Source organism: Vibrio sp. 99-70-13A1, from assembly GCF_013114625.1.
Taxonomy (GTDB): Bacteria; Pseudomonadota; Gammaproteobacteria; order Enterobacterales; family Vibrionaceae; genus Vibrio.
The window spans coordinates 64,275-88,583 of the sequence record NZ_VTXD01000002.1 but is presented as its reverse complement, the minus strand read 5'-3'; the positions used below and the strand labels follow the sequence as shown (position 1 = coordinate 88,583).

Genomic DNA, 24,309 nt, shown 5'->3' with positions numbered 1-24,309 from the left:
CAGTCTCAATTTTTTAACCACCTAAAAAATCGTGTAAAAATGACGCATCTATGTGTTCAAATTTGGGAGCCCCCGGATGATGATCTGTACCATCAATACTGGACGCTACGTTAAGCGACTTTCCATACCTTTAGTTATCTATGAATTGCTAATTTAGGGGAAACTGTAGCTCATTTATGTCCAAAAGCGTGCTGAGGAGGTAGATCGTAGTAACGGAGAACTGCACCCAATTATTGGAGGTATTTCATGTCTGAGTCTAATTTCTTTTTTACTTATCGCTCATTAAGAACAGCAGAAAATCACCTAAAGTATCAATAGTTGATTGATTTTGATTTTATATGATACTTACAGAGGTAATTATCTATATTGATAGCGATAGACTGGTTCCGAACTTATAAAAGGAACCGAACGATGAAAGCAACAACAATATCTCTATTAACATTAGGTATTTTTACTGCTGGCTCAACTCAAGCAATGGAGCTCGTTAGTCGAGATATTCAGGAAGGTCACCCAATGGCCAAGAAGTTCGAGTATCAGGGTTGGGGCTGTGATGGCGACAATATATCACCACAATTGATGTGGAAAGATGTACCGAAAGGCACTAAGAGTTTTGCTGTAACTGTTTATGATCCAGACGCACCAACAGGTAGTGGATTTTGGCATTGGGTAGCGTTTGATATTCCAAGTAAAATGACGGAGCTAGAACAAAGCGTCGATATCAGCAAGCTTGGTGGCAAGGAGGTTCGCATTGATTATGGTAGCAAAGGATTTGGTGGAGTTTGCCCTCCGAAAGGACACGGTATGCACCGCTATCAATTTACGCTTTGGGCGCTACCAAAGGCTACCTTGGGTCTCGATGAGAATACTTCGCCAGCAGTGGTTGGTTTTACACTCAACAGCATCGCCATCGATAAGGCAACGCTAACGGCAACGTACACACGTTAGGCGACCAATTAGGAGGCGTAATGAACGCTCAGTATCAAGTGACACTGTTTCGAGCCGAACAACTTCAGAAGCTCAGAAATGTGCGAATCCATTCTCCGAGTATTATTCAAATTATGGATGGGAGTAAGCGTTTATTTTGGCAAGATTCGGTTAAAGATCTCTCCGATACTGAGCTTTTACTGTGCGAGGCGTCTGCCTCCTTGAGTTTTGAGAACCTACCACATAAAGGACGATTCCTTTCGCGTGTATTTGCTTTTCACTGTTCTCCGACAAAAGCGATGCTTGAACTGAGTAGTAAGAGAGCCGCTGAAGAAGCTGTGCCTTTCTTTTATTCTGATAAAGCCCTGCAAAATACCCTGAATGCACTCATTTCGTTTGACGCCCAAACGATAAGCAAAGAGACACAGCGCTTTTGGGTGCTTGGCTTGTATCAGCAATTAGCTGAAAAAGGCGTATTACATCAACTATTTCCAAGTATTAACATGACCTTTCGACAGCAGTTGAGCCGCTATTTGGCTCGTTCACCTAGTGATAAACATGCTCTAGACGAAGTCGCGCAGCAATTTGCAATGAGCCGTGCGACTATGATTCGTAAGTTAAAGCGTGAAGGTACCCAGTTTCGCGAGGTGTTAACGGAAGTTCGCTTAGCCCATGCCTTATATCTGATACAGAGTGGCTACAGCAACGTTTCTCAGTTAGCGTTGTCGTGCGGTTATCAGTCAGAGGGGCGATTTAACCTGCGCTTTAAAGACAAATATGGACTAACGCCAACCAATTATCTTAAAACTGTATCGACCTAACTTATTCTTGTTTTGGACAGTTACAGTCGTTACTTTCTAATTCGAAAATATCCAAAAGTTTGTTACATACATGCCCACTATATCTCTCTCGAGGGACTGATTGGAGTGTGGTAATTTTACAACGTTGAATTTAAGTGGTTGGTCAAATATGCAAACTTTCGATGCTGATCTGCACCAGCAGAACTGGACATTTTACTAAGCGACTTTCCAAGACTAAAAGTTATCCGCATTTTTCTATTTTACGTGATAACTCTAAGAAGGTTTTGCCCCTCTTGTACGGTAATCTCAATTATACTTGCTCTTGTATGAGTGTGCTCTGTGGTTGCAGCGTTACTGTGAGAATCAAAAGAGCGAGGCATTCGCGAGTGATAGTGTTGAGTGGCTTTGACATTTGATATACCTCTTCAAGTTGGGTGGGTTTGTTCAACTTGAAGCAAAGTATACTTGTCTGCATTTTTTAGATAAATGTAGCTATATTTATCTATAGTCTCAATAAATAGAACAATAAGAACATCAAAATCCAACTGTACGCTTTTTATTGAGGGCTGGGTTTTTGTGACTCAAATAAGTGGCTGTGGCTTATCAAAAAGATAGCCTTGTGCAAGATCGATGCTCAATTGCTCCGCCATATCGAGCTGTACCTGCTCCTCAATTCCTTCAGCTAAAACAGCGCCACCGTAGTCATGAACCGCTTTGACGACCGCTTTTATTTCATCGACTAGAGTTGGATCAAACGTAAGCCTACTGATGATTTTGATGCAAAGTTTGACTACCTCAGGTTTGACTTCATCGATCAGCGCCAAATCAAAAAATCCGCAGCCAACATCGTCAAGCCAGAACTGATAGCCTTTCTTTCTCAATTGAGCCATTCGTTGTTTTATTGGTTGCCAGTCTCGTATCGGTAAGTGTTCAGTGAGCTCAATCTTAATTCTTCCAGCCAGTGCGTAGCGGTTTAGTATCTGAAATACGGTCTTATCTAACAACAGGTTAGGAGCAAGATTAACGGTGTAACATCCTATAGATGTATGGGCGGCAATATTTTCAAGATGAACTTCGAGGATGACAATTTCCAATTGCCTGCTGAGCTGTTGCGATTGAGCAGCGATAAACAACTGATCGGGCCGATGCCATAAGGAGTCTGAAGGACCACGAACTAAAACCTCATGTCCATAAGTGGTCTGGCGTTTAAGATCTCTAATAGACTGAACATATGAATATAGTGAACGCTCACTTAAGATATCACTCAGTGAAACAGCAGTCCCTGTTTCAAGTGGTGTTTGGCTTTGGTTCATGTCGCAATTTTCCTTGTTTGCTTACACGCTATCGGAGCGGAGTTAAGCATTTCTTTGCTAGCCCGTTTTATCATTCAGTTGCAGATGAGATAAAGAGTTGACGATCCGTTCCGCGAGTTCATGGTTGTTGCCCGAGAGGCTTATTGATAGCTTGGTGTCTTCAACTAGGGCTTCCATGTTTTGCTTAACCGTGTTGGAGTCGGACAGTTGAGCTTCAATGGCGTCCATAATGGTTTTAGACGATGTTTTGCTATCAAGCGACATGTTCATCAAGTTCTGCATGTTATGCATGGTGTCTTTGGTTACTTCTGAGCTGAGAATAATGACGTCCTCAACCTCTTTTTGTTTGTTGAAAATGCTGTCTGATATCTTTGAAATCGACGCCATTTCAGTATCGATCCTCTCAGCGGACTGATTCGCCGTGTTCGCAAGTTGACGGACTTCGTCTGCGACTACTGCAAAACCGCGACCGTGCTCCCCAGCTCGAGCGGCTTCAATTGCGGCATTAAGCGCCAACAGGTTTGTTTGTGCAGCGATACCTTTAATAGAATCCACCAATTGGGTGACGTTCTTGTTAATCTCATCCAGTGATTCGAGCAGTTCACTAAATTGGCAGATCTTTTCTTTAGAAACCAATACCTGCTCTTCCAAAGCCTCCAGCTTGTCGATGGTATTAGCCGCAGTTTCTGCCGTTTGACTGGAGTATTGATGACTCTCACAAGACAGCTTGTTAATACTTTCTGACTGCTCGATAAAGCGATTCACTAACTCATAGCTCTGTTCAATCGACTCAGCACGACTTCGTGACGCTTTATGAACATTGGCCGCATTGACGTGAATTTTCTTCGCATAGTCGGTAGGATCATTCTGTTTGAATAGAGAGTAATTTTCAGAGATTTTCTTCAGTTCTGCAAGATGGCTGGTATGAACTTCGACAATATCCGATGACGGTTTTTTAAACGAAAATATCATGATTAGACGGCCTTCTTTCGGGATTGAAGAGTTGCAGAAACGCTGGCTTGGGTAGACACACAAAAGGGTACGCAGTAAGTCATTAAGATTTTAATGATCAGCGTTGCGTCAATGTTGCTGGAGAGCAATTTGTCACCGTGATTAATGAACATAAGAATGGTGCCAACTATGAAAGAAACCTTGAGTGAGCGTTTCAGTATCGTAGGTTCGCCTGCGGTTTTAATAAACTGAGCTAAAGACATCTGCAACCTCTGTTTGGGTGAATATTGTTTAGATTAATATTGCTTTGGTGAATCATATATTTTATTGAACGATTGTTCAAATTAATGATGGTGTTCAACTGCAACTTACGTAAGGTTAATTGAGTATATTTAATCGCTAAAAGTTCTATGTGCCTTAGAAGTGTTCTTTCGCATTGAGGCTTTGTTGCGTAATTCGATGTAAGTAAATGTCAATTACACTAATTAATGAGAATTCAGACTGATGGTGAGGTCTTACCAAAATACAAAGCACTTACCGGAAGATAATATAGTTTGATCGATTCCAATAAAGTTTGTCATATTTCCTCTGTCAGTTCACTTGGCATAGGTTATGTGAACCGACTATAGCAAACACGCCTTTGCACCGAAAAGAGTTAGGCCGTTTTACTAACACTCCTGACAACAATGGCTGTTGCAATACAAAGGCTAATGGTATTGCAGCAGGTTTGACGAGCCAGTTTAATCACCAACTAGTTCCTATCCTTAATCCTAAAAATTCGCTTAACTGACTATAGTGTGTAGCTTGTAGGACTGTCTTGCGAGTAGCGAAATTTGTCCTTTTTCAAGGAGGGTTTCAAATGTGTTTGAAGGATGAGCTTAGAACGGTATTAGTTAATGCCCCTCCTTTAATGTTGGGAATACTCGTTTTTTATAATAACCATTGACCAAGATACTTGGTCAATGGTTAGTCGTAGACCGAAAGAGTGAACGCTAATGATTAGCATGCATCCCATGATCCGCACCGTGCTCTACATAGTGCTCGTAACGAGTACGCAGGCTAATCGTCATCCAGCCGTATGCTAAACCGATTGCACAGTAGACCAATTCGACGAAAGTGTCGTTGGCGTAGCTTGCACCGCCCACGTAGGACATAAAACCAAAGAAGATGCCAGCGCCAACAAACAGTGCGGGTACAAAGTCAAAAGGTGGCAAGCGCTCTAGACAGATACAGAAGATCACCACTACAAATACCGACATTGGCACGGCAAAGAAGCCTAGGCTGCTAAACACGCCACCCAGCTCCATGATAGCAACCGATGCGACGATCCCTGCAACGTATCCGAAGAAGGTTTTTTTGCCCCCTTCCACATTGCATCCAGCCATAAAATACATCGCCCAGGTAATAAAGGCGATCCAACCAAAGCCGATATTGCCAGCCACTGGCATCAAGGGGGCTACTACTTGATCTAGGACCTGAATGGTAAACGCCAAGAAGGCGACTATCACAGGGATAAGTATAAACTGTGAAAATTTCATTTGGTGCTCCTTAGAGTCGTGCGTTTTTTTCTGTTTCGTAGAGGTCCAATGCATGCATTGGGATCATAGCGTCATGGACAACGGCATTGATCGCCTTAAGCATAGCGATAGGACAATCGGACTGGAACACATTGCGTCCCATATCGACACCACATGCACCCGCTTGAATGGCGTTGTAAGCCAGCGTGAGCGCGTCCAGTTCAGGTATTTTTTTGCCGCCAGCAACTACGATGGGGACGGGGCAGGCGGCGACCACCTGCTCGAAGTTATCGCAGTAATAGGTTTTCACGATATGTGCGCCTAGCTCTGCAACGACCCTTGTGGCTAGCATAAAATAACGAGTGGTGCGTTCCATCTCTTTGCCCACGGCGGTTACCCCAAGTGTAGGGATCCCAAAGCGAGCGCCCGCATCGATGGTTTTCACTAGATTGTGTAAGCTGCTGCATTCCCCTTGCGATCCCACAAATACCTGGATAGCAAGACAAGAGGCGTTAATACGAACCGCATCATCGATATCGACGCCAACCACTTCATGACTCATATCGTCTTGCAGCACGGTGCTGCCGGCGCTAGAGCGTAGTATCACCGCTTTATTGTGATGGGGTTGGATGCAGCTACGCAGTGCCCCGCGAGTGGCCATTAAGGCATCAGCATGGGGAGCGAGAGGCTCTATGGCGAGGTCTAGGCGCTCTAGACCGGCAGTGGCCCCCATGATGTAGCCATGATCAAAGGCCAGCATTACCGTCTTGCCGCTGTCGGGACGAAAGATGCGACTAAGTCGGTCTTTCATGCCCCAATCGACGTGATCCATGCCCTTTACATGGAAGCTGTAACTTCGTTGTGGGGTATCCAATCCATAGTCTTTGGCGAGTTGATTTCCATTTTTGTCTGCCATTGTGATTCCTTAATGCACCTTATGCAGTGCTTCGTTAAATGATTCGAATAAGATGGCCATGCTAGTGGCTCCAGGGTCGATGTGCCCTATGGCTCGCTCGCCCATATTTTTGGCACGACCTCGCTTGGGGACCATAGCCTTGGTAGCTTCTGCACCTTGTCTGGCGGCTAGCGCAGCATGTTCAAACATATCTTCTAGGTCGACACCGCTGTTCGCGTCGACCTGCATGGTCTGAGCCACGGGGATCAGCGCATCGAGCATGGTTTTTTCACCGGCATGAGCTCCGCTAAAGCGGATTACTCTATCTACACCCGATTGGATAGCGTTGGCGGCTTCGCAAGGGGAGAGTTCTTCGGCTATGAGCCCCTCGCCGATCCCCATAAATAGGTTGCCCACCAGCATTCCAGCCGAACCACCATCTTGCGACATAATGGCCCATCCAAGGTCATTCACCTGTTTGTCCCACTGCTCGCGAGGCGCGTTATTTGGATCGTTCTCTAGGGCGTGCTCGATGCAGTGACATACACGGAGCATGGTTGTGCCGTGGTCGCCATCGCCGGTCTTGCCATCTAGGGCGTTAAGGTGCGGAACCTGGTCAATTATGTTCTTGGCTGCGGTTTCAAACATATCCAACAGCATTTGCTGATTAAGTACGGTCATTTTGATCTCCTTTTTAGACACAAAGAGTCCCTATGTCGTCTTTGCAGACGCCATGGTGTGCTTTGGGGGGGAGAGCCCTTTGATTAACTTTACTAAACAGGTGCAATAGCGTTTAGCGTGAGTGTATTGGTCGTTGAGTCGAGTAGATACGGTCTCTATTAAACAAGCGGTCTATCAAAGGGCTAGGAGTGAAAACGCTAGTGCTGAGTCCAATACGCGGTGTTACACGGCTTGTCCCAATAGGTTAGCGTTTCGCTATCGAACTTACCGATGCACATCTGGAATCCAGCCATCTCTTGAACGGTAAGCACCTCTTCAACCTTAGAGCGGCTGATCGCGGCGTTTTTGTCTTGCACAAACAGGTGGCAAGCGCGCGCGACAATGAACATCTCCATCAGGGTGGTTGCACCCGAGCCGTTGATCATCAGCATCAGGTCGTCACCGGGTTGAAGATCGATCGCCTTAGCTACGTGATTTAGCATGATGTTTGCGGTGTCATCTGCTGTTTGGATCTTCATGCGACCACCGCCACCCTCACCATGCTGTCCCATGCCAATCTCCATCTCGTCACTGGCTAAGTCTCCGATCGCCATACCCGATTGAGGGTGGGTTGCGTTACTCATCGCAACGGCTAGTGTTGCCATGGTTTGATTGAACTTGTCTCCAATGCGGTAGACCTCGTCAAGGGAAAGTCCTTCCTCAGCGGCAGCGCCCGCGATTTTGTACACCGGTACACAGCCCGCCAGGCCACGGCGATCCTTAACCTCAGCATCAAGACCAGCGCTGATGTCTTCGTGGGTGAGCAGCATCTTGACGTTGATCCCCTCACGCTTCGCCATCTCCATAGCCATGTTGGCTGACATTACATCGCCCTCATGATTAAGCACGATCAGTAGCACGCCAGCAGGACAGTTAGCCAATTTTAGAGCCTCAAAAACCTTGGGGGCGCCAGGGGCAGAAAAGATATCGCCTACGACCGAGTAGTCCAGTATGCCTTCCCCGACATAGCCACTTAGTGCGGGTTCGTGCCCCGCGCCGCCAAGGGTAACAATAGCCACCTTATTGGGGTCTTTTGGGGTGATTCTGGCGACGATCTTTTCGGAAACTATTTTCACCTTGTTTGGGAAGGTCATGGCGTAGCCTTGTAATAGCTCGATGGTGATATTCTCAGCGTTATTGATGAACTTCTTCATAATCCAAATCCTTTTTACAATTCTTGAGGTGTAGAACAAATCTGAGTCTCTTGGCGGTTTCTGTTCTATCGCAAATCTACTATACGATTTGCATAAGCTCTACTGGGGCTTCGTCTTCCATCACGAATGCAATCCGCAATGAATCGGTTGAATTAAAGGGCTCCAATAACACCGTTTTCCCTTTCATCGCTTCTTCTAGGTTGTCTACTTCATAGGCAACATGCGCTGTAGTCTTTAACTCATCCGGCATTGGACTGTCTTCTAAAAAGCGCAGCCATTCGATATGATTTTCGCTGTCGTTAAAGTCGGTAACGTACAGGCCAATATCTTCTTTAAATATCTCACCATGATGGTGGGACTGAGTTGGGATGCCGACATGGCTGAACTTTCTCATTTGATGCTCCTTATGCGTATTTCCCTGTTGACCACACTAATATATGCAGTGGTTTCGAGGTTCGCAAGTGCGTTTTCTCAAAATGCCTGGTTCTATTTTGTTCTTTAATTTCAGTAGCTTGAGGTAATTCCACGCAGGGGTTACAGGCAAGTGCAACACGAAGATAAACCTATCCCTTTTTAGCAAGTGCAACACTGAAATAATGGATTTCCTCTTTTTAAGTCTAAAAAATAGGGCAAGTGCAACAATCTGAGATAAAAAGAAAACCGGGTTATTGGGGCAAGTGCAACACGCGATTTCCATCACAAAAATGAACATAACCCGCTCTATTGAAGCGTTCTAATGGAAGAAAATAAAAAGGAGATAGAGGAGAGCCTAAACACTTGAAAGTTTCCTATAATACTACATATCGCTGTAAGCATCGTGATAGAGCTGCTCAAGGAGTGTATCGATCTGCTCAATAGTTAATTCTGGATGATGGTGTACGATAAACTCCTTGCAGTTTTGTTTGCTTAATCCAAGCTCAACCAGCTCAAAGACCAGTTCCTCGTATTGCCTTTCTACAATCTGCTTGTGAAATTTATTTCTATAGGCGGCCATCTGTTGCGCTAAGAGGGGCTCGTAACCGTATGGGCCGGAATTTCTATTGAGTTCGCGCCCCACCGTCGAGCGGTGAATACCAAGTTGCTTGGCGATCGCGGATTGGCTCTTTCCACTTTTACGCAGCGCCCACAGCTGTATACGCTTGGCTTCAGTCAGTTGATGATACATTGGTCCAACTCCCACGCAATATGAATGACACTTTATATAGTGTGCATGATAAATAGGCAAAATTCCGTGAGTCGGCAGAAATATAGACGGTATTTAGAGAGCCCTAGCGGCTTAAGTTTTGGTTTTGTGATCATTGTTATGGCTGGCGATTAACCGGTAGCGATGCCGCTTTATCAATCAGAATGAGTGATGCATTTGCACCGAAATATGCATTACCTGCAAGAAACAGAAAAAACTCGGCGTGATCGCTGGGACCTTTAATTGCTCGAGCGTGATGCTTGAGTTTCTAGTGGTCCCCTAATACTCAGAGCAATTGTACTGCTTGTGGGTCATGCACTGGGAAAGACTGTGGCTATCAGTCATCCTAGAAGATTGAATGCTAGCAGGGTCTTAAACTCCGACAAGCTATCGTATGCTCAAAAGTTGAAAATTACACAATCTGTAGGGTGTTCAGAAACTGATCCGCACCAGCAGTACTGGATATTTCACTAAGCGGCTTTCCGATACCAAAAGTTATCCGCATTTTTCTATTTTACGTGATTACTCTAAGAAGGTTTTGTCCAAATCCGCGTTAGTAGGTGCAATACTAATAGCTTGCTAACCAACGAAGAGTTCGTGATTGCTCAGCAGTCGGTAGAGCTTCTGTAATCACTGCAAATGCAATTGAAGGTCTGACTCAAATCGAGTCAGACCTTTTTTATTTTAAGGCTAGGGGGCATTGTTTAATCTAGTGAATTCCTGAATATTCCAAATGTTATCGGATTACCGATTTAGGTGAATCTGGCTTAGATATACTCGCATCTATCAAACGGTGTTTAATGCGGCTTAGACCAACAGGCGTCACCCCCAAGTACCGCGCGATATCATTTTGCGTCACTTTCGCCATCAGATCTGGAGATTTATCTAACAGCTGTTGATATCTTTGCTCTGCACTGAGGCACAATAATTCACGCTCCCGCGCTTCTTTCTTCATGGCAAATGCCAATAGAATATCGATAACTTCTCGTGCTAGCTGGTGGTTATTTTGACTTTGCTGGTAAAGCTGTTCGAAGCTGAATTTAAGTAACTGCGTTGGTTCTAAACATATGAGACCGAAGGTTGCTTTTTGTTTTTGATAGGCGGCCGACATACTGCCAATCACATCATGGTCAGTAAGAAAAGATTTTACACGCTCTTGTCCATCAGAGGTCAGATAGTACGCTTTCACCACTCCCTGTTTGATTAAATACAGAGAATCGTCACTGTCACCCTGCATGAAAACATGCTCGCCTACATCTTTAGAAACTTGCTGTCCTTCACTTTCAATAAACTTCGAAAATTCCATTCGTTTTAACCCAAGTTAACGCTCAATGCGGATTGATTCATTAAATTGACTCCTAGCTTAACGCACACCGCGTAATGGGAGAAGCAAATGAAGTTAATAAACCAAGTCATTATTATTACCGGAGGTACCTCTGGTATCGGCCTTGAAATCGTCAAGCGATTAAGTGAAACCAATGAAATGATTGTGCTTGGTCGAGACGAATCAAAACTTGCTCGACTGTCAGAAGATTATGGCGTTAAGGGCTACAAAGTGGATCTTAGCAATACAAATGAAGTGGAGTGGGTCGCTGCTGATCTACTCAAGCATTTCCCCAAAGTGGATGTCCTCATCAATAATGCAGCGGTGCAATTCTCTGCTGCGTTTAACAGTGATGATTTTAATTACGATACGATTCAGTCGGAAATCACCACGAATTTCACTTCAATATGTAGCCTTTGCTATTTGTTGCTGCCAGCGCTAGGCAACTCTGTTAATAGTGACGCAAGCAAAAGTATCATCCTCAATATCAATTCGGGTCTTGCGCTCGCGCCAAAAACATCCTCTGCGGTTTATTGTGCGACCAAAGCGGCTCTTAACTCTTTTTCTATCTCATTACGTTATCAACTGGAGGACTCGAATATTGATGTGATGCAAGCGCTGATGCCTTTAGTTGATACAAAAATGACGCAAGGGCGGGGAACAAACAAGATAACGATTGAGGAAGCCGTGGACCAGCTGATTTATGGTGTGGAAAAAGGCATTCAAGATAATGATATAGGAAAAGTCAGGCTGCTTCGCTGGTTGAATCGATGGTCCCCTAACATGGCATCCAAGCTGATGAAAACAGCGTAAGAAGTCGACCTATTCATGCCGTCGAACACAGTCGGCAAGGAGGTAGTAATGAATTGGAAACAAATCAGTGCAGGAGTATTAATGTTGATCACGTCGATAAGCACAGTAGCGAGCGAAATAACGGTATCGGGAATCGAACACAGACGAGGTGGCAATATTGTGGTGTTCATCTTTTCTGATGTGGGTTTTCCTAAGCGGCATGATCTGGCTATTCAACAGCAAACGCAAAAGGCACAGGGTGACACTATGACATTTCGCTTTGATGTAACACTGCAGGAGATCGCGATTAAGGTGCTGCACGATGAGGATGAAAATGGTCAAGTGACGAAGAACTGGACGGGGATCTACCCTGCTGAAGGGCTAGGTTTCTCCAATGAACAGAAGGTATCTTTAACGGGTCCTCCGACTTATAAGCGTTCTAAGTTCAATGTTGCCGATCTTAAAGGCGGACTGACTATTGAAATGCACTATCCCTAGGAGAGAGTGATGAAACACTTGATTAAAACTATGTTGATCTTAGCGGCGTTATTTGCACTCACCTTTGTATTATTAAAAGTAATGGGTGTCTTAAGCGTTGAACAAATCGAAACTTGGCTAACGTATGCGCAAGGCTTATCACCTATCTATGTTGGTGGGCTTACGGTGGCGTTATTGCTTGCCGATATCGTGATTGCCATGCCAACACTCACGGTCACGATTTTGTCTGGCTTCTTTTTGGGGAGCAGTCTTGGGGCATTATCTGCGATTATTGGAATGAGCTTGGCAGGGGTTGCTGGCTATGGCTTGGGTAAACGTTACGGTGATAGGGTGTTGATGTTACTGCTTAAAGATGAGCACAAGATCAATGAAGCTAAATCTGCATTTCAGAGTAATGGATTAGGGATGATCCTCCTAAGTCGAGCGATCCCTATTTTACCTGAGGTGACCGCCTGCCTAGCCGGCGCGACGAATATGTCTTTCTCACGATTTATGTTTGCGTGGTTTTTGAGCACGGTACCCTATTGTTTAATCGCTGCTTATTCGGGCTCAATAAGCTCGTTGAGTGATCCTAAGCCTGCGTTAATTGGAGCTGCCATGCTGACAACAAGCTTGTGGATTGGTTGGTTTGTATTTAGAAGATTGAAATTAAAAACCAGAGCCGTTAATTAATGTTGATGACTTGACGTTATAAGAGCCTATTTTGGCATCAGCTTCTGCTGGTTTGGGTTATGTTAGAGGGGAATTTTAGTTGAAATTTGGCGATCCAAAGTCGCTAGATCTAGTGTAATTCAAACGATAATGAGCACTATTAGAAAGCGAGCCTAGTGCTCGCTTTTTCTATATGAGAGTAGGAGGGCGAGCGTATAAAATCAGAATCAAAACTTGGCTCTATTACTTACTTTTGAGGGTAATGGATAACATTGTGGAACACCGCATTTTCTCCGCCGGTGTTTTTGTAGCCATGAATTTGGTTGGCATTGAAGCGTACGGCTTGCCCTGCGCGTAATGTGTGCCACTCCTCCTCAAACAATACTGACATTTCGCCAGAAATACAGAGGATGTGTTCGGTCACGCCCATGTTGTGCGGTTCAGACTCGTGCTGATAATTGGGTGCGAGGGTTAGTTCAAATATCTCAAATCCCAGTGCCTGCTCAAAAGGGAACAACAAGCTGACGAAGAACCCAACGTTGTATTCTTCACGTCTTAGTTCGTTTGCATCTCTAAAAAGGCTGGTGAGCTCATCGTTAGAAGTCGCTGTGATAAAGCTAGAAAATGATACTTCAAACCCCGATGCGATTTGCCATAGCTTTGCTACCGTCGGGCTTGATTCTCCCCGCTCAATTTGACCCAGCATAGCTTTACTCACCCCAGTAGCTTTTGCTGCTTTATCTAAACTCCAGCCTTTTTCTTTACGAAGTCGTTTTAAGTTATCACTAACTTTTATTTCTGTGTGCATATATTCTCAATAAACAACTTGTGCGTTATAGCGCACGTGCGTTAGATTGGTTGTATGGACGTTATAACGCACGTAGGAATAAATTAACATGACTAAGATAAAACTTTCCCATATCAGTACAGGCTTTATTGCGGTATTTATTGGCTATGCGAGTGCTGCAGCGATAATTTTTCAAGCTGCAATGAGTGCTGGATCAACCAACGAGCAAGTAGCTTCATGGTTTTGGGCGTTAGGGGTTGGTATGGGAGTAACCACTATATTGCTTTCATTACACTACAAGAAACCTATCGTTACAGCGTGGTCCACACCTGGTGCGGCATTGTTAATTACATCGCTTGAAGGGCTGACAATGAATCAGGCAGTCGCTGTGTTTTTGTTTAGTTCTTTATTAATTACGTTGGTCGGTTTAGCCGGGATATTTGAAAAAGTACTCAAGCAGATACCAACAGCGATAGCATCGGCAATGTTAGCGGGTATTTTACTGCAATTTGGTCTGGGCTTGTTCACATCGGTCACGGAAGAGGGGCAAATTATCTTTGTAATGCTGGCAATCTATATGGTGGCAAGGGTTCGGTTAGGAAACTTATTGATCCCAAGTATTTTCATCGTCGCTTTAATAATGTGTATCGGGATGGGAAAGCTAGATGTAAGTGAAGTAACGATGGGCTTAACTGTTCCTGTATTCATCGCTCCAGACTTCGACCTTCTCGCGTTGGTCAGCGTTGGAATACCGTTGTTTATCGTTACTATGGCTTCTCAGAATTTACCGGGATTTGCTGTCTTGAAAGCGAATGGCTACCAAGCCGATTCGTCCAAAATTATTACAACGACAGGTGTGACAGGTTTATTGTTAGCACCATTTGGCGGGTTTGCTTTTAACCTTGCGGCGATAACTGGCGCAATTTGTATGGGACCAAATGCCGATGAAAACCCGAAGACACGCTACATAGCAGGAATTTTTATGGGTGTGTTTTACCTTTTAGCAGGGGTGATGGGGATGTCATTTGTTTCTTTATTTAGTTCGGTTCCTGAGGCGGTTGTTATTGCTATTGCAGGTCTTGCGGTGATGCCTACCCTAATGAACTGTTTAGCGGTATCCATGGCAGACAGCCAATGCCGAGAGCCTGCACTGTTTACATTTCTAGTCACAGCCTCAGGTGTCAATTTACTGGGTATAGGCAGTGCTTTCTGGGGGCTGTGTGTAGGTTTGCTTTGCTACTGGTTACACAATTGTAAGGCTAGTGAGGGAAGAGAAAAAGGCACATCATCGACTCAATAACTGGTACCGCCTAGAACTATGAACAGCTAATACGAAATAAGCGTTGGATGGCTACTTTGTTAGATAACTACTTCGTTGGATAACTATTTAATTGCAAGTGACACCTCTTATTAGGGTCAGTACTGTATATTTCAGATATTTCAGATATTTCAGATATTTCAGATATTTCAGATATTTCAGATATTTCAGTTGTTAATCACTTCTCTCGGAATAAAGTTGTTCAAAATTTGGTATGTTTTGCTCCCAAATAGGAGTATCACCTCCAATAATTGATTTTAAAACATCAATAAACAACTTGGTTTTAATAGGTGCATCTCGGTGCGGGTATACGGCGTAAAAAGTTCCAAAATCTTCAAGGTTTAAATGCGTCATGATCGGGATAAGCTTTCCTTTAATGATTTCATTCTCAATCATTTGAGCAGTGACCACAGCGAGCGTATTACCCGCCACCGCGCTTTTTACTACCATCTCAACATCATTCACTTTATAAGCGGCATTAAGTTGAAATTGCTGTTCAATATTCTTCTCATCAAGATAATTGAATTTATTGATGAACAATCCAGGCGCGGCATAAATCGTAGCTGGCAGAGATTCTAGCTTTTCAATAGTCTCTATTTTCCCATGCTGTTGAATGAAATCAGGTGAAGCTACAATAAGTAAGCGGCTCCTGGCAATCTTACGAGAGATCAAATTGGAGTTCTTTGGTTTGCCAATACGAAAGCCAATATCAAAGCCCTCTTGCACAATATCCACCACTCTATCTTCTAATCTCAGCTCGCATTTTACATCTGGATATTGCTTCTGAAAAACCGAGATCGCATCTTGAACGTACTGTCGACCAAACATCATTGAACTGGTAATTCGTAATATCCCTCTTGGCTCTGAATGGTAGTTTTGCGCTAAACGGTGGGTGTTATTAAGCAAGTCACGTAACAGTTTTGCTTGGTTCACCATCTCATTACCCGCCGCGGTTAATGATAATGAGCGCGTGGTGCGATTAAGTAAGCGAACCCCTAATTCTTTTTCTAAACGACTTATCTGCTTTGAGATAACAGAGCGATCAAGATTCTTTTGCTCGGCAACATTAGTAAAAGAGCCAAGTTCAGTAACTTCTAGCAATAAAAGTAATCGATTAGAAAAATCCATTTGAACCTCATGAGAATAAATAAAAACAGTATTGGTGCAATTTTAGCATCAATATTATGCTATTAACTGTATTTTTCTCATCTAATAGATTGCTTATAGTTATCTCACTGACGGAGAGGACACCCTCTCAACATCACTATATTTAACTAGCCAATAGGCGACTTAGAGGAAGTACATTATGAAAACATTATCAATCACTAATCAAAATGGTATCGCAACAGTTGCTATCAACAACCCACCAGTGAATGTATTAACCATTAATCTAATCAACGAAATTAATGAATATGTGCTTTCTTTAAAAGATGACCGAGAAACTAAAGTTGTGGTGTTTAAATCACTGCATGAAACCTTTTTTTTAGCGCATCTTGATCTTAATGTGATCAACGGTACGCAAGGTGGTCAAGCAGCGTCTATTGAGTTCAACCACATGATCATGAACATCAAAGCAATGAAACAAGTGTCTGTTGCTTTGGTTGATGGCGTGGCTCGCGGGGGCGGTAATGAGTTTGTTATGGCGTGTGACCTTGCTTACGGCACCGAGAATGCAGCGTTTGCTCAACCAGAGATTCACGTAAATATTCCTACTGGTGGACAGGGCGCAGTTCAATTCGCAAGAAGAATGGGCAAAAACAAAGCACTACAAGCTTTGTTATTGGGTAACGATTTTACAGCACAACAAGCTGAGAACTTAAATATCATTACTCAATTTGTACCTAAAGCGGAAATGGATAACTTTTTAGCGATGACTTTAGGTGTGATTAGCACATTAGAAGTGCGTGATATTGTGATGTACAAAGAGATCATTGCAGCATCAATTAAAGATGAAGACGCAGGTGCAGAGCTAGAGTTACGTTACTTTTTAGAGCGTGCAAAAGAGCAAAAAACAGCCGCTATTATCTCTGCATTTTTAAAACATGGCGGACAAACAGAGCGTGAAGCAAAAGACATTCAAGGAATTTTTGTTGATACCGCGGCTGAACTGTCTAAATGAGTTCAAATTACGCTCTTTTGCTCTGTGTTCTACGCTGGAAGAAAGGAAGCTCAGATTGATTACAATACTAATAGGTTGCCAACCAACGAAGAATTCGTGATTGTTCAACAGCCAGTAGAAAATCTGTAACCTAAGCAATAATTAACATTATAGAAAGCGAGCTTAGTGCTCGCTTTTTTGTTTGTAAGTTGGATATTTATTCCGGGTTAGTGTTTTTATGTTGCACATCTAACGTAGAAGGTAAGTAGAGGTGTTATCAATAACGGAGTGAAAGAGTAATAAAATGAACTCTATTAGTGGTGAAGTTACCATTAGGCTGGAATAATTCAGAACCGGCGTTAATCTCACCATTCCCAAGATCCTGATACTGATAACTTAACCCAGCGGATAGATCTTGATAGATCTTGTGTTCAGCTCCTAAGCCAATACGCCATTGCGCGTCGAGGGGAAGCAGGATGTCTCGGTTTATACTACTTAAAGGACTCGTATCAGCACTTACTTCGCTATACAGTAGCCAATCTTCATAAGCATACTCGACCCCAATGCCTATCGAGTAAGTCGTCGAGTATTCTTCATCGTAATCTTGCCAAGCTTCCAGCACGCTTATGGCACATTAATGGGGCAGTGGGGTTTACCGGCAAAACACACAATGTACAGCGGTGATTTCTTTGATAGTGAAGGTGAAGCTCTCGATGGAAGTAAGTATGACTACACCGTAACGTTTGATGCCCCTCCTTTAGAAAAAGGCGGATTCTGGTCATACACAGCTTATAGTGGCAAAACAAGACTCATGGAAAAGAATGACCTGGGTAGACATTCTAGAGGTGACCGAACGCTTGTTCCAAATGATGACGGAACTTATACCATAACCATGAGCAGTGATACGGCAGGGCATGAAGATAACCCTAACTTTTTACCTATTCCTGATCATCAATGGTATTCGGTACTTCGTATGTACACACCAGGTGAAGAAGTGAAAACGGATCAATGGAAATCGACGTCTTTTAAAAAAATTAAAGGGAATCACCAATAGCGAGAACACAAGAATTTGAGCCAGTAAGAGATTACTGGCTCTCTATCATACTAATAGACCCCGTTAAGGTTAGTTTCTGAGGTTATATTGCTAACTTTTCTGCGCCGATACCTTTTGTACAATTCCTTATCAAACTATTTCTATTTAGCTTGCTCTTCTTTCAATAAATTTGGTTTAAATGAGCCTAGAAGTAATTCAGCTAAGAGCGGAAGTGCATTCGACATGCCTATCCATTGTTCAATTTTTGCCTTTTCTAAGTAGGCTTGGCTAACTTCACCTTGTGGGATGGATGCTTTTGCCAGAGCAACCAGTTCAGGCATCATGGGAACAAGAAAAGCAAACGCATTAATGCTTAGAATAGTTAGCATAAGGAGTTTTAATTTGAGCCACATAGGTTTTTGCTGAGCTGAATAATAGCCATATACATCTGCGAATAGCTTTAGCCCTAAGCCTGGTAAAATTAAAATATAAGCGCTTAACTCCTTATACGTACCAACATGATAAGCCATTAATGCTGTTTCATGCCCCAAAGTCGCACCTATTACGATATGAGACAAGATGCCGCCCACATACATAATGGTGCCGATTTCATTAAGGAATCTGATCACTTTTCTATTCATATTTATGCTTCTTTATTACTTCAGAATCGGTTAATGGATGTTTGTCAGAGAAAGCTTTTTACCAAGGTACTGAACATCGACATTTGCATAGCCTAACGTAACGGCTTCAAATTGATGGCTCAGCTCTTTTGCGTGTTGTGCATCCTTCGCTATAAATGAAACCGAGTAGATAGGTCTTGTGACATGGTTACCTAGATCTTGAGTATCAATGTACGAGGAAGTCACCAAACCAGCTTGGTTAAGACTGACTACTCGCTGTAAATCAATGTTCAGTACGCGGTCTATTTCGAGCGCTTCAATGCCGTTTTTCCAAGTAATTGTCACACCGTAGTTATTGTAATTAGGTGTGTTATCCAACCACTTAGCTCCTAGAAGTGTAATTTTACTGATGTTGACTAAGTCTTTTTCATACAAGGGTAAATGAGCAAGTTTAGTTTGTACTTGTTGTTCGCTATCAGCTGCAATAACAAAGCGCAACAGCTGAACAGGATTACCGTCTACTTCGCTGCGTGAAACATACATATCTTTTATTTCGCCTTGGTTTATTAGCTTTCTAAACTCAGCTTTTTGCTCTGGCATTGTATTGAGTACTTGCTGGAAATTATCGGTATTCCACTTTAGTTCAACGGCATAATCTTGAGCGCTCGTGCAGGTAGAAAAAAGGATGGCGGTAATGCAGGTTATGATTTTTATAGTTTTAATTTTAATTCCTTAAATGGTCTGACTTAGATTGTGTTTATTGTGATTACCAACGTGATCGATAAGAACGATGGCAGCTTTTACAGGTATCTTGTGCGGTCTCTAGCCCTAACTCTGCCAGTGAAACGTCGCTTTGTTTGCTGGCTTGGTGGAGCTTTGCAAAACCCTCATTCATTTGCTTCATGAGCTGATTAAACTTCTCTGGCTTTGTCCAAACTGTGTCTTTTGCTTTACTTCCTTCTTGGCTCTCAGCTGGGAAAAGCGTCATTAATTCTTGGCTATGATTCGTTAGATTGAGGCTGATTGAGCTCAATGCAGCCCAATCTGTGTCTGAACCATTTAAAGTGTCATCTGCCTTGTCGACAAAAGTCTCAATTTGTTTAAAAGCGTGCTGACGCTGCTCAACTTGAATTACGCCTGTATTTATTTGGTTCATATCTTGTGAACTGAACGCTTGAGCGCTTAGTAAAGTGGTCGTTACACATAGAAGCCTGACTGTCATTTTTTTCATATCACCCTCGTTGTTGAACTAGTAACCAATGATTCGTTGGTTGTTAATTTACACAACAATCATTGCACAAGCAACTGTTGTTGTGTAAATTGATGTCATTGATGTTTAAAAATGAATAACACGAGAAGGTTAAATGATGAAAATTTGGGATTTATCAACGCGCTTATACCACTGGGCTCAAGCTGTTCTTTTCATGGCTTTGATGGCGTCTGGTCTTTCAGGTAATGGACCACATGTACAGTTGGGATTAGTGTTGATGACGTTGCTTATTTGGCGATTGGTGTGGGGCTGGGTTGGCAGCGAAACTAGCCGATTTAATCATTTTTTACGCCCGCCAAAATCGGTCGTTAAGTATCTACAAGGAAAAGAGAAAGCTAAAGCTGGGCATAATCCGGCTGGTGGTTGGATGGTAGTGACACTTTTGTCTGCATTAACCATTCAATGTGTTTCAGGTTTAGCCCTTGCTGGATTACTCGATAATCTTCCATTTGCGGATATGTGGTTAACAGATCCCGTATTTTCATTTCTAGAGAGCATTCACTTAACCATGGTAAACGTACTTCCAGCTTTAGTTGGAGTGCATGTCTTTGCGGTTCTATTTTATAAGCTTCGTTCAAAACCATTAACCTGGGCGATGATTTCCGGAGTGCAGACTCGAATAAAATTTGAAGATACGGTCTATTTCGTGTCTCAGTGGCGTGCATTGCAGGTACTTGTTTTAGCCGCGACTATTAGCTTAGTGATCGTTGCGTTAGCGTGATAGCTAATTTAGATGAGGAAGATAGTTACATGAGTAAGATAGTTAAATGAAAAAGATAGCGAAGTGAAGAGTTTATCCGAGACGATGTTTCTAATCTTATTTTAGATTAATGGAAATTAATGCTTTACCTCAAGTTAACTTTAAGTATTAGGATTGGTTTCGATGCTGCAAAACGTTGCCAAAAAAGACTTTAAGGAGAGAAGCATGATCCAATTAGAACACGTAAATTTAGTCGTAAAAGACATCCCAGAAATGCTTAAATTTTACCAGGCTGTTTTTCCACATTGGTATGTACGAGATGAGGGGCAAGGTGAATGGTCAGGCAAGCCGAGAAATTGGCTGCATTTTGGGGATGAATACCAATACTTAGCGATAAGTGATCATGGTGAAGGAGAAAACCGAGACTTATCTGGTCACCAAGTCGGTCTGGCTCATTTTGCTTACGTGACGCATGACCTTGATGGTGTGATTGCAAGGCTAACGAAAGCTGGGTTCAAAATCTTTCAAAATGGAACTGAGAGTTCATATCGGAAAAATATCTATTTTCTCGACCCCGCGGGGTTTGAAGTGGAGTTTGTTGAATACTTAACGGATGATCCAAAATTACGTAATAGTGATGGTTAGTCAAACGAAGGGTTCAACCTGAGTCACTTTCCATTTAGTTAGATAATACCGACTAAAAATATGCAAAGAGGCGAGCTACTACAGCTCGCTATTTTTATTAGTTGCTAAACCACCGCCTAAGTCTGTGGCAATTGTTTTAGAGGGTTAACTATTTAAAACCAATTATTTAGCATTTTCCGTTTTTCTGGAAAATAAGATACGCTTCTCGGCTGTTAATCAATATGTGCTTTCTGTACAAAGTGAACGTGCCTGTTTCTTTCCTCGTAATCAATCGCTATTCTGCTATTAACTTTCTCTTACCGTTGCTGGTTAATACTCATTGCCTATGTTTGACCAAATTAAAGAATTTGTTAATCCAAGTAAAAATCCAGACTTGACTCAAGCTCATGAATTTCAGCGCCAGCACCTACCTACGCTATGGCTCTTAGGGAAAACAGGGGCAGGGAAATCATCATTTATTCAATCAGTAACGGGGCTTTCTTCAGTAGAAGTCGGCAATGGCTTTGCTCCATGCACAATGACGGCTCAAAGCTACGAGTTTCCCCAAGATAAGCCAGTTATGCGCTTCTTAGATACTAGAGGGTTAGGCGAGGCTGAATATGACCCTAAGCCTGACCTCGATGAGATAGGTAAAGCAGGACATGCTTTAGTGGTGGTGATGAAAGTCGATGAACCTGAGCAATCATCGGTACTCAGCGCACTAACATTGATTAAGAAGCAAAAGAAAATTAAGCAGCTACTGCTGGCTCATAGTGGTGTTTTGTTGTCTGCAGAATCAGAGCGCCAACGTCAGGTTTTATTTAACGAAAGCCAAGTAAAAAAGGTGTGGGGTAGCGCGTTTGATTCAGTGACGGTTGATTTTGAAGCGCCTGAAGGGTTGGTTTATCACTACAACGAGCTGATTGAAAAACTGACTCATATCCTTCCTGTTATCGGAATGATGATTGAAGATAAAGAACATTCAAGTGTTGAAGAAGCCAATTTTGACAAAGTAGAAAATGAAGTGCTTTGGTATGCAGGCAGTGCTTCCGCGAGTGATCTCATTCCTGCCGTTGGACTCGTATCTGTACCAGCGATACAAGCGAAAATGCTGCATAGCCTTGCCAATCAATATGGCGTTGAATGGAACAAGCGAGCATTCACAGAATTGGTCAGCACGCTTGGGAGCAGCTTTGCTTTGCAATATGGCGTTAAGTTAGGCGCGAGACAGTTAGTTAAGTTAATTCCTGGCTATGGACAAACCGTTGGCGCTGTCGCTGCTGCAGCCATGAGCTTTGGAACCACTTATGGCTTGGGACGAGCAGCCTGTTTTTACTTTTACCACAAAAGTAAAGGCACTGAGATCTCTCAAGAAGAGATGCAAACGATATATAAAGATTCATTGAAAAAAGGTAAGGCAGCGTCTGGCTATGAAGAAAATTAGAAGCTTTTATCACTTACTCTCCAATTTATCAGGTGGGCGTTGGGGCATTGTTCTCATATCTTCGATTTTACCTGTATTGCTCATGGCATTATTCGGGCTTTTTCTTGCTTTTAAATATGGGTATGTATTGGAGCTGTCGATTGCTATTGCGGTGAGCACTCTAGTGACGACTATTCCATTGTTTTTGTTAAGCCGCGTGAGTGATCGCGAATCCCAAGATGCGGCAGAGTCTGCTCTTAATGAAAATGGCTTAGTAGGAGAAGAAGTCGGTGATGGTCTTGTTAAAGCATCCTCTGAATGGTCTCAAGCTGAATTGGTTATTTGGAATCAAGCGAAGCTGCATAATCGGGAATATTTAAAAACGGATATTGATTGGGTCAACCTCGATAAAGTTGGTATTGAGATCCTTGAATTTGTCGCAAAGGAGTTTGGTAAGAAGACGTTAGATTTCTCTATTCCAGAAGGCTTAAAGTTATTTGAAGAAGTAGGTCTTAGATATAAGCGAGTTGTCAAAGAGAACATTCCGGGCATTGAATACCTTAAGTTCTCATACATTAAAGCTGGCTATGAAGCTTATGATAAGTATGGGGAATTAGGTCAAAAAATTGTTAAAGCGGCTGTTTGGGCTAATCACGCTAAAAATTTATATTACAACCCACTAAAGGTGGTGTCTGACCTAAGCCGAGAGCAAGCCACATCGTCGATGACGAAAGGCGTGGTTGAAGACATGCAGCAGGTCGCGAAAGAAGCCTTATTAGATGAGATAGCTGCTGTTGCAATTGATCTATACAGCGGACGATTCAGTTTAGAAGAAGATGACCTGCAAATCACAGATGCTTCAAAGTTAGATGAGAAGCGTTTTGCTGTTGAACTGGAGCCGGTCCGAGTCGTGTTGGTCGGTCAAACAAGCTCGGGTAAATCCTCAATAGTGAATCTTCTAAAAGATGAAATGGTTGCGGAGGTCGATGTATTACCCTCTACGGACGCGTCTACCGTTTACAGTGCGGAAGTGGATGATAACGAAGTCAGAGTTATCGATCTTAAAGGTTTGGATGGCACTGAAAAAACAGAAAAGGCAATGCTGCAAGAAATGACACAAGCGGATTTAGTGCTTTGGGTACTCAAGGCGAATCAGCCTGCTCGTGATTTAGATAAAAAACTAAAAGACAAATTTGATGGCTTTTACGCGGACCCAAAAAACGTATCACGTAAAAAACCAAAAGTATTAGCCGTGGTCAATCAGGTTGATAATTTGAAGCCGCTTACTGAATGGGAGCCTCCATTTAACTTGGTTAACCCCATTTCAGCTAAAGAAAAAGTGATTGCGCAAGCGTTACAGTACAATCAGGAGTTATTAGTTACTGATGGGGCTTTGCCTTTGTCTATTTCTCCAGAACGTGCTCATTTCGGTGTGGATACGCTGAAGGAAACCATCGTTAATGAAATATCAGAAGCGAATAACGTGCAACGAAACCGCCAGAGAACAGAGGCGATGAAAAGAGGAACGTCGATTAAAAAGCAATTTAATCGAATGGCTAAAGTCAGTAAAAAAGTAGCTCCGGAAGCGTTAAAAAAGGCGCCAGAGGCCTTAAAAGTAGCAAGCCCTAAAATTGCCGAGATTGTGATTAAGAAAGTGATTAAATAGATTTAATTGGTTAGGTTCGATGAAGGGCTTAGGGAATCAAAAATAAAG

Annotated in this window: 27 protein-coding genes and 1 pseudogene; 12 read left to right on the top strand and 16 right to left on the bottom strand. The window is 42.9% G+C overall.

The features are described from left to right. Positions 1 to 411: 411 nt before the first annotated feature. Both F0226_RS02160 and F0226_RS02155 read left to right on the top strand, forming a co-directional pair. Positions 412 to 945 (top strand): YbhB/YbcL family Raf kinase inhibitor-like protein, encoded by a 534-nt coding sequence (locus F0226_RS02160; protein WP_171734083.1) that lies wholly within the window; start codon positions 412 to 414, stop codon positions 943 to 945. A 20-nt stretch (positions 946 to 965) separates the two neighbouring features. After that, positions 966 to 1,745, top strand: a complete 780-nt coding sequence (locus tag F0226_RS02155) for a helix-turn-helix domain-containing protein (protein WP_171734082.1) — start codon at positions 966 to 968, stop codon at positions 1,743 to 1,745. Positions 1,746 to 2,305: 560 nt separating this feature from the next. On the opposite strand, the gene F0226_RS02150 is transcribed toward F0226_RS02155, so the two are convergent. From F0226_RS02150 to F0226_RS02105, 10 genes and pseudogenes are all read right to left on the bottom strand, one after another. Continuing rightward, positions 2,306 to 3,037: an EAL domain-containing protein gene (locus F0226_RS02150; RefSeq protein ID WP_171734081.1), complete on the bottom strand. Its 732-nt coding sequence runs from the start codon at positions 3,035 to 3,037 to the stop codon at positions 2,306 to 2,308. A 57-nt stretch (positions 3,038 to 3,094) separates the two neighbouring features. Beyond that, positions 3,095 to 4,009, bottom strand: a complete 915-nt coding sequence (locus F0226_RS02145; protein ID WP_171734080.1) for a methyl-accepting chemotaxis protein — start codon at positions 4,007 to 4,009, stop codon at positions 3,095 to 3,097. A gap of 2 nt (positions 4,010 to 4,011) precedes the next feature. Next, complete coding sequence (nrtS, locus tag F0226_RS02140) at positions 4,012 to 4,251, bottom strand: nitrate/nitrite transporter NrtS (protein WP_171734079.1); 240 nt, start codon at positions 4,249 to 4,251, stop codon at positions 4,012 to 4,014. Between the two features lie 729 nt (positions 4,252 to 4,980). Then, a complete protein-coding gene (locus F0226_RS02135) occupies positions 4,981 to 5,526 on the bottom strand; it encodes a DUF1097 domain-containing protein (RefSeq protein WP_171734078.1) in 546 nt (181 codons plus the stop codon). Between the two features lie 10 nt (positions 5,527 to 5,536). Beyond that, complete coding sequence (lsrF, locus tag F0226_RS02130; RefSeq protein ID WP_171734077.1) at positions 5,537 to 6,421, bottom strand: 3-hydroxy-5-phosphonooxypentane-2,4-dione thiolase; 885 nt, start codon at positions 6,419 to 6,421, stop codon at positions 5,537 to 5,539. A 9-nt stretch (positions 6,422 to 6,430) separates the two neighbouring features. Then, the gene (locus F0226_RS02125) at positions 6,431 to 7,081 is read right to left on the bottom strand and encodes a dihydroxyacetone kinase subunit L (RefSeq protein ID WP_171734076.1); all 651 of its coding nucleotides are present in this window, start codon (positions 7,079 to 7,081) and stop codon (positions 6,431 to 6,433) included. Between the two features lie 197 nt (positions 7,082 to 7,278). Beyond that, positions 7,279 to 8,274, bottom strand: coding sequence for a dihydroxyacetone kinase subunit DhaK (locus F0226_RS02120; protein WP_171734075.1), 996 nt, complete (start codon positions 8,272 to 8,274; stop codon positions 7,279 to 7,281). Positions 8,275 to 8,353: 79 nt separating this feature from the next. Further along, on the bottom strand, positions 8,354 to 8,668 hold the full coding sequence (locus F0226_RS02115) for a hypothetical protein (RefSeq protein WP_171734074.1): 315 nt from the start codon (positions 8,666 to 8,668) through the stop codon (positions 8,354 to 8,356). 639 nt (positions 8,669 to 9,307) lie between these two features. After that, a pseudogene (locus F0226_RS22475) lies at positions 9,308 to 9,439 on the bottom strand (helix-turn-helix domain-containing protein); the annotation flags it as partial. Between the two features lie 754 nt (positions 9,440 to 10,193). Further along, entirely contained in the window at positions 10,194 to 10,763 is a 570-nt protein-coding gene (locus F0226_RS02105) for a Crp/Fnr family transcriptional regulator (protein ID WP_171734072.1), read from the bottom strand. 87 nt (positions 10,764 to 10,850) lie between these two features. On the opposite strand from F0226_RS02105, the gene F0226_RS02100 reads away from it, so the two are divergent. From F0226_RS02100 to F0226_RS02090, 3 genes are read left to right on the top strand one after another with little or no spacing between them, the layout of a single operon-like run. Beyond that, the gene (locus F0226_RS02100; RefSeq protein WP_171734071.1) at positions 10,851 to 11,594 is read left to right on the top strand and encodes an SDR family NAD(P)-dependent oxidoreductase; all 744 of its coding nucleotides are present in this window, start codon (positions 10,851 to 10,853) and stop codon (positions 11,592 to 11,594) included. Positions 11,595 to 11,642: 48 nt separating this feature from the next. Beyond that, a complete protein-coding gene (locus F0226_RS02095) occupies positions 11,643 to 12,071 on the top strand; it encodes a DUF2141 domain-containing protein (protein ID WP_171734070.1) in 429 nt (142 codons plus the stop codon). A gap of 9 nt (positions 12,072 to 12,080) precedes the next feature. Continuing rightward, entirely contained in the window at positions 12,081 to 12,743 is a 663-nt protein-coding gene (locus tag F0226_RS02090) for a VTT domain-containing protein (protein ID WP_171734069.1), read from the top strand. 226 nt (positions 12,744 to 12,969) lie between these two features. On the opposite strand, the gene F0226_RS02085 is transcribed toward F0226_RS02090, so the two are convergent. After that, positions 12,970 to 13,530, bottom strand: a complete 561-nt coding sequence (locus F0226_RS02085) for an XRE family transcriptional regulator (protein ID WP_171734068.1) — start codon at positions 13,528 to 13,530, stop codon at positions 12,970 to 12,972. 88 nt (positions 13,531 to 13,618) lie between these two features. Between F0226_RS02085 and F0226_RS02080 the strand changes: the two genes are divergently transcribed. Then, on the top strand, positions 13,619 to 14,809 hold the full coding sequence (locus F0226_RS02080; protein ID WP_171734067.1) for a benzoate/H(+) symporter BenE family transporter: 1,191 nt from the start codon (positions 13,619 to 13,621) through the stop codon (positions 14,807 to 14,809). A gap of 192 nt (positions 14,810 to 15,001) precedes the next feature. Here the strand turns inward: F0226_RS02080 and F0226_RS02075 are convergent, their stop codons facing one another. After that, complete coding sequence (locus tag F0226_RS02075; RefSeq protein WP_171734066.1) at positions 15,002 to 15,955, bottom strand: LysR family transcriptional regulator; 954 nt, start codon at positions 15,953 to 15,955, stop codon at positions 15,002 to 15,004. A 178-nt stretch (positions 15,956 to 16,133) separates the two neighbouring features. On the opposite strand from F0226_RS02075, the gene F0226_RS02070 reads away from it, so the two are divergent. Further along, positions 16,134 to 16,946: an enoyl-CoA hydratase/isomerase family protein gene (locus F0226_RS02070; RefSeq protein WP_171734065.1), complete on the top strand. Its 813-nt coding sequence runs from the start codon at positions 16,134 to 16,136 to the stop codon at positions 16,944 to 16,946. 256 nt (positions 16,947 to 17,202) lie between these two features. Here the strand turns inward: F0226_RS02070 and F0226_RS02065 are convergent, their stop codons facing one another. Further along, positions 17,203 to 17,547 (bottom strand): hypothetical protein, encoded by a 345-nt coding sequence (locus F0226_RS02065; protein ID WP_253820727.1) that lies wholly within the window; start codon positions 17,545 to 17,547, stop codon positions 17,203 to 17,205. 15 nt (positions 17,548 to 17,562) lie between these two features. Here F0226_RS02065 and F0226_RS02060 point away from each other — a divergent pair, with 15 nt between their 5' ends. Beyond that, complete coding sequence (locus F0226_RS02060) at positions 17,563 to 17,979, top strand: DUF1214 domain-containing protein (RefSeq protein ID WP_253820726.1); 417 nt, start codon at positions 17,563 to 17,565, stop codon at positions 17,977 to 17,979. 140 nt (positions 17,980 to 18,119) lie between these two features. Here the strand turns inward: F0226_RS02060 and F0226_RS02055 are convergent, their stop codons facing one another. Genes F0226_RS02055 through F0226_RS02045 form a run of 3 tightly spaced genes read right to left on the bottom strand, consistent with a single transcriptional unit; the run spans position 18,120 to position 19,809 of the window. Further along, a complete protein-coding gene (locus tag F0226_RS02055) occupies positions 18,120 to 18,599 on the bottom strand; it encodes an enoyl-CoA hydratase (protein ID WP_171734064.1) in 480 nt (159 codons plus the stop codon). Positions 18,600 to 18,629: 30 nt separating this feature from the next. Beyond that, complete coding sequence (locus F0226_RS02050; RefSeq protein WP_171734301.1) at positions 18,630 to 19,301, bottom strand: hypothetical protein; 672 nt, start codon at positions 19,299 to 19,301, stop codon at positions 18,630 to 18,632. 43 nt (positions 19,302 to 19,344) lie between these two features. Then, the gene (locus F0226_RS02045) at positions 19,345 to 19,809 is read right to left on the bottom strand and encodes a cytochrome c (RefSeq protein WP_171734063.1); all 465 of its coding nucleotides are present in this window, start codon (positions 19,807 to 19,809) and stop codon (positions 19,345 to 19,347) included. A gap of 136 nt (positions 19,810 to 19,945) precedes the next feature. Between F0226_RS02045 and F0226_RS02040 the strand changes: the two genes are divergently transcribed. The 4 genes from F0226_RS02040 to F0226_RS02025 all read left to right on the top strand — a co-directional run bounded on the left by F0226_RS02040 (position 19,946) and on the right by F0226_RS02025 (position 24,261). Continuing rightward, on the top strand, positions 19,946 to 20,569 hold the full coding sequence (locus tag F0226_RS02040; protein ID WP_171734300.1) for a cytochrome b/b6 domain-containing protein: 624 nt from the start codon (positions 19,946 to 19,948) through the stop codon (positions 20,567 to 20,569). Positions 20,570 to 20,773: 204 nt separating this feature from the next. Beyond that, positions 20,774 to 21,193 carry a VOC family protein gene (locus F0226_RS02035; protein WP_171734062.1) on the top strand — a complete coding sequence of 140 codons (420 nt, stop codon included), beginning with the start codon at positions 20,774 to 20,776 and terminating at the stop codon, positions 21,191 to 21,193. A gap of 325 nt (positions 21,194 to 21,518) precedes the next feature. After that, positions 21,519 to 22,616 (top strand): GTPase, encoded by a 1,098-nt coding sequence (locus F0226_RS02030; RefSeq protein ID WP_171734061.1) that lies wholly within the window; start codon positions 21,519 to 21,521, stop codon positions 22,614 to 22,616. After that, on the top strand, positions 22,603 to 24,261 hold the full coding sequence (locus F0226_RS02025; protein ID WP_171734060.1) for a GTPase: 1,659 nt from the start codon (positions 22,603 to 22,605) through the stop codon (positions 24,259 to 24,261). Before F0226_RS02030 ends, F0226_RS02025 begins: the two co-directional genes overlap by 14 nt. The last annotated feature ends 48 nt before the right edge of the window (positions 24,262 to 24,309 follow it).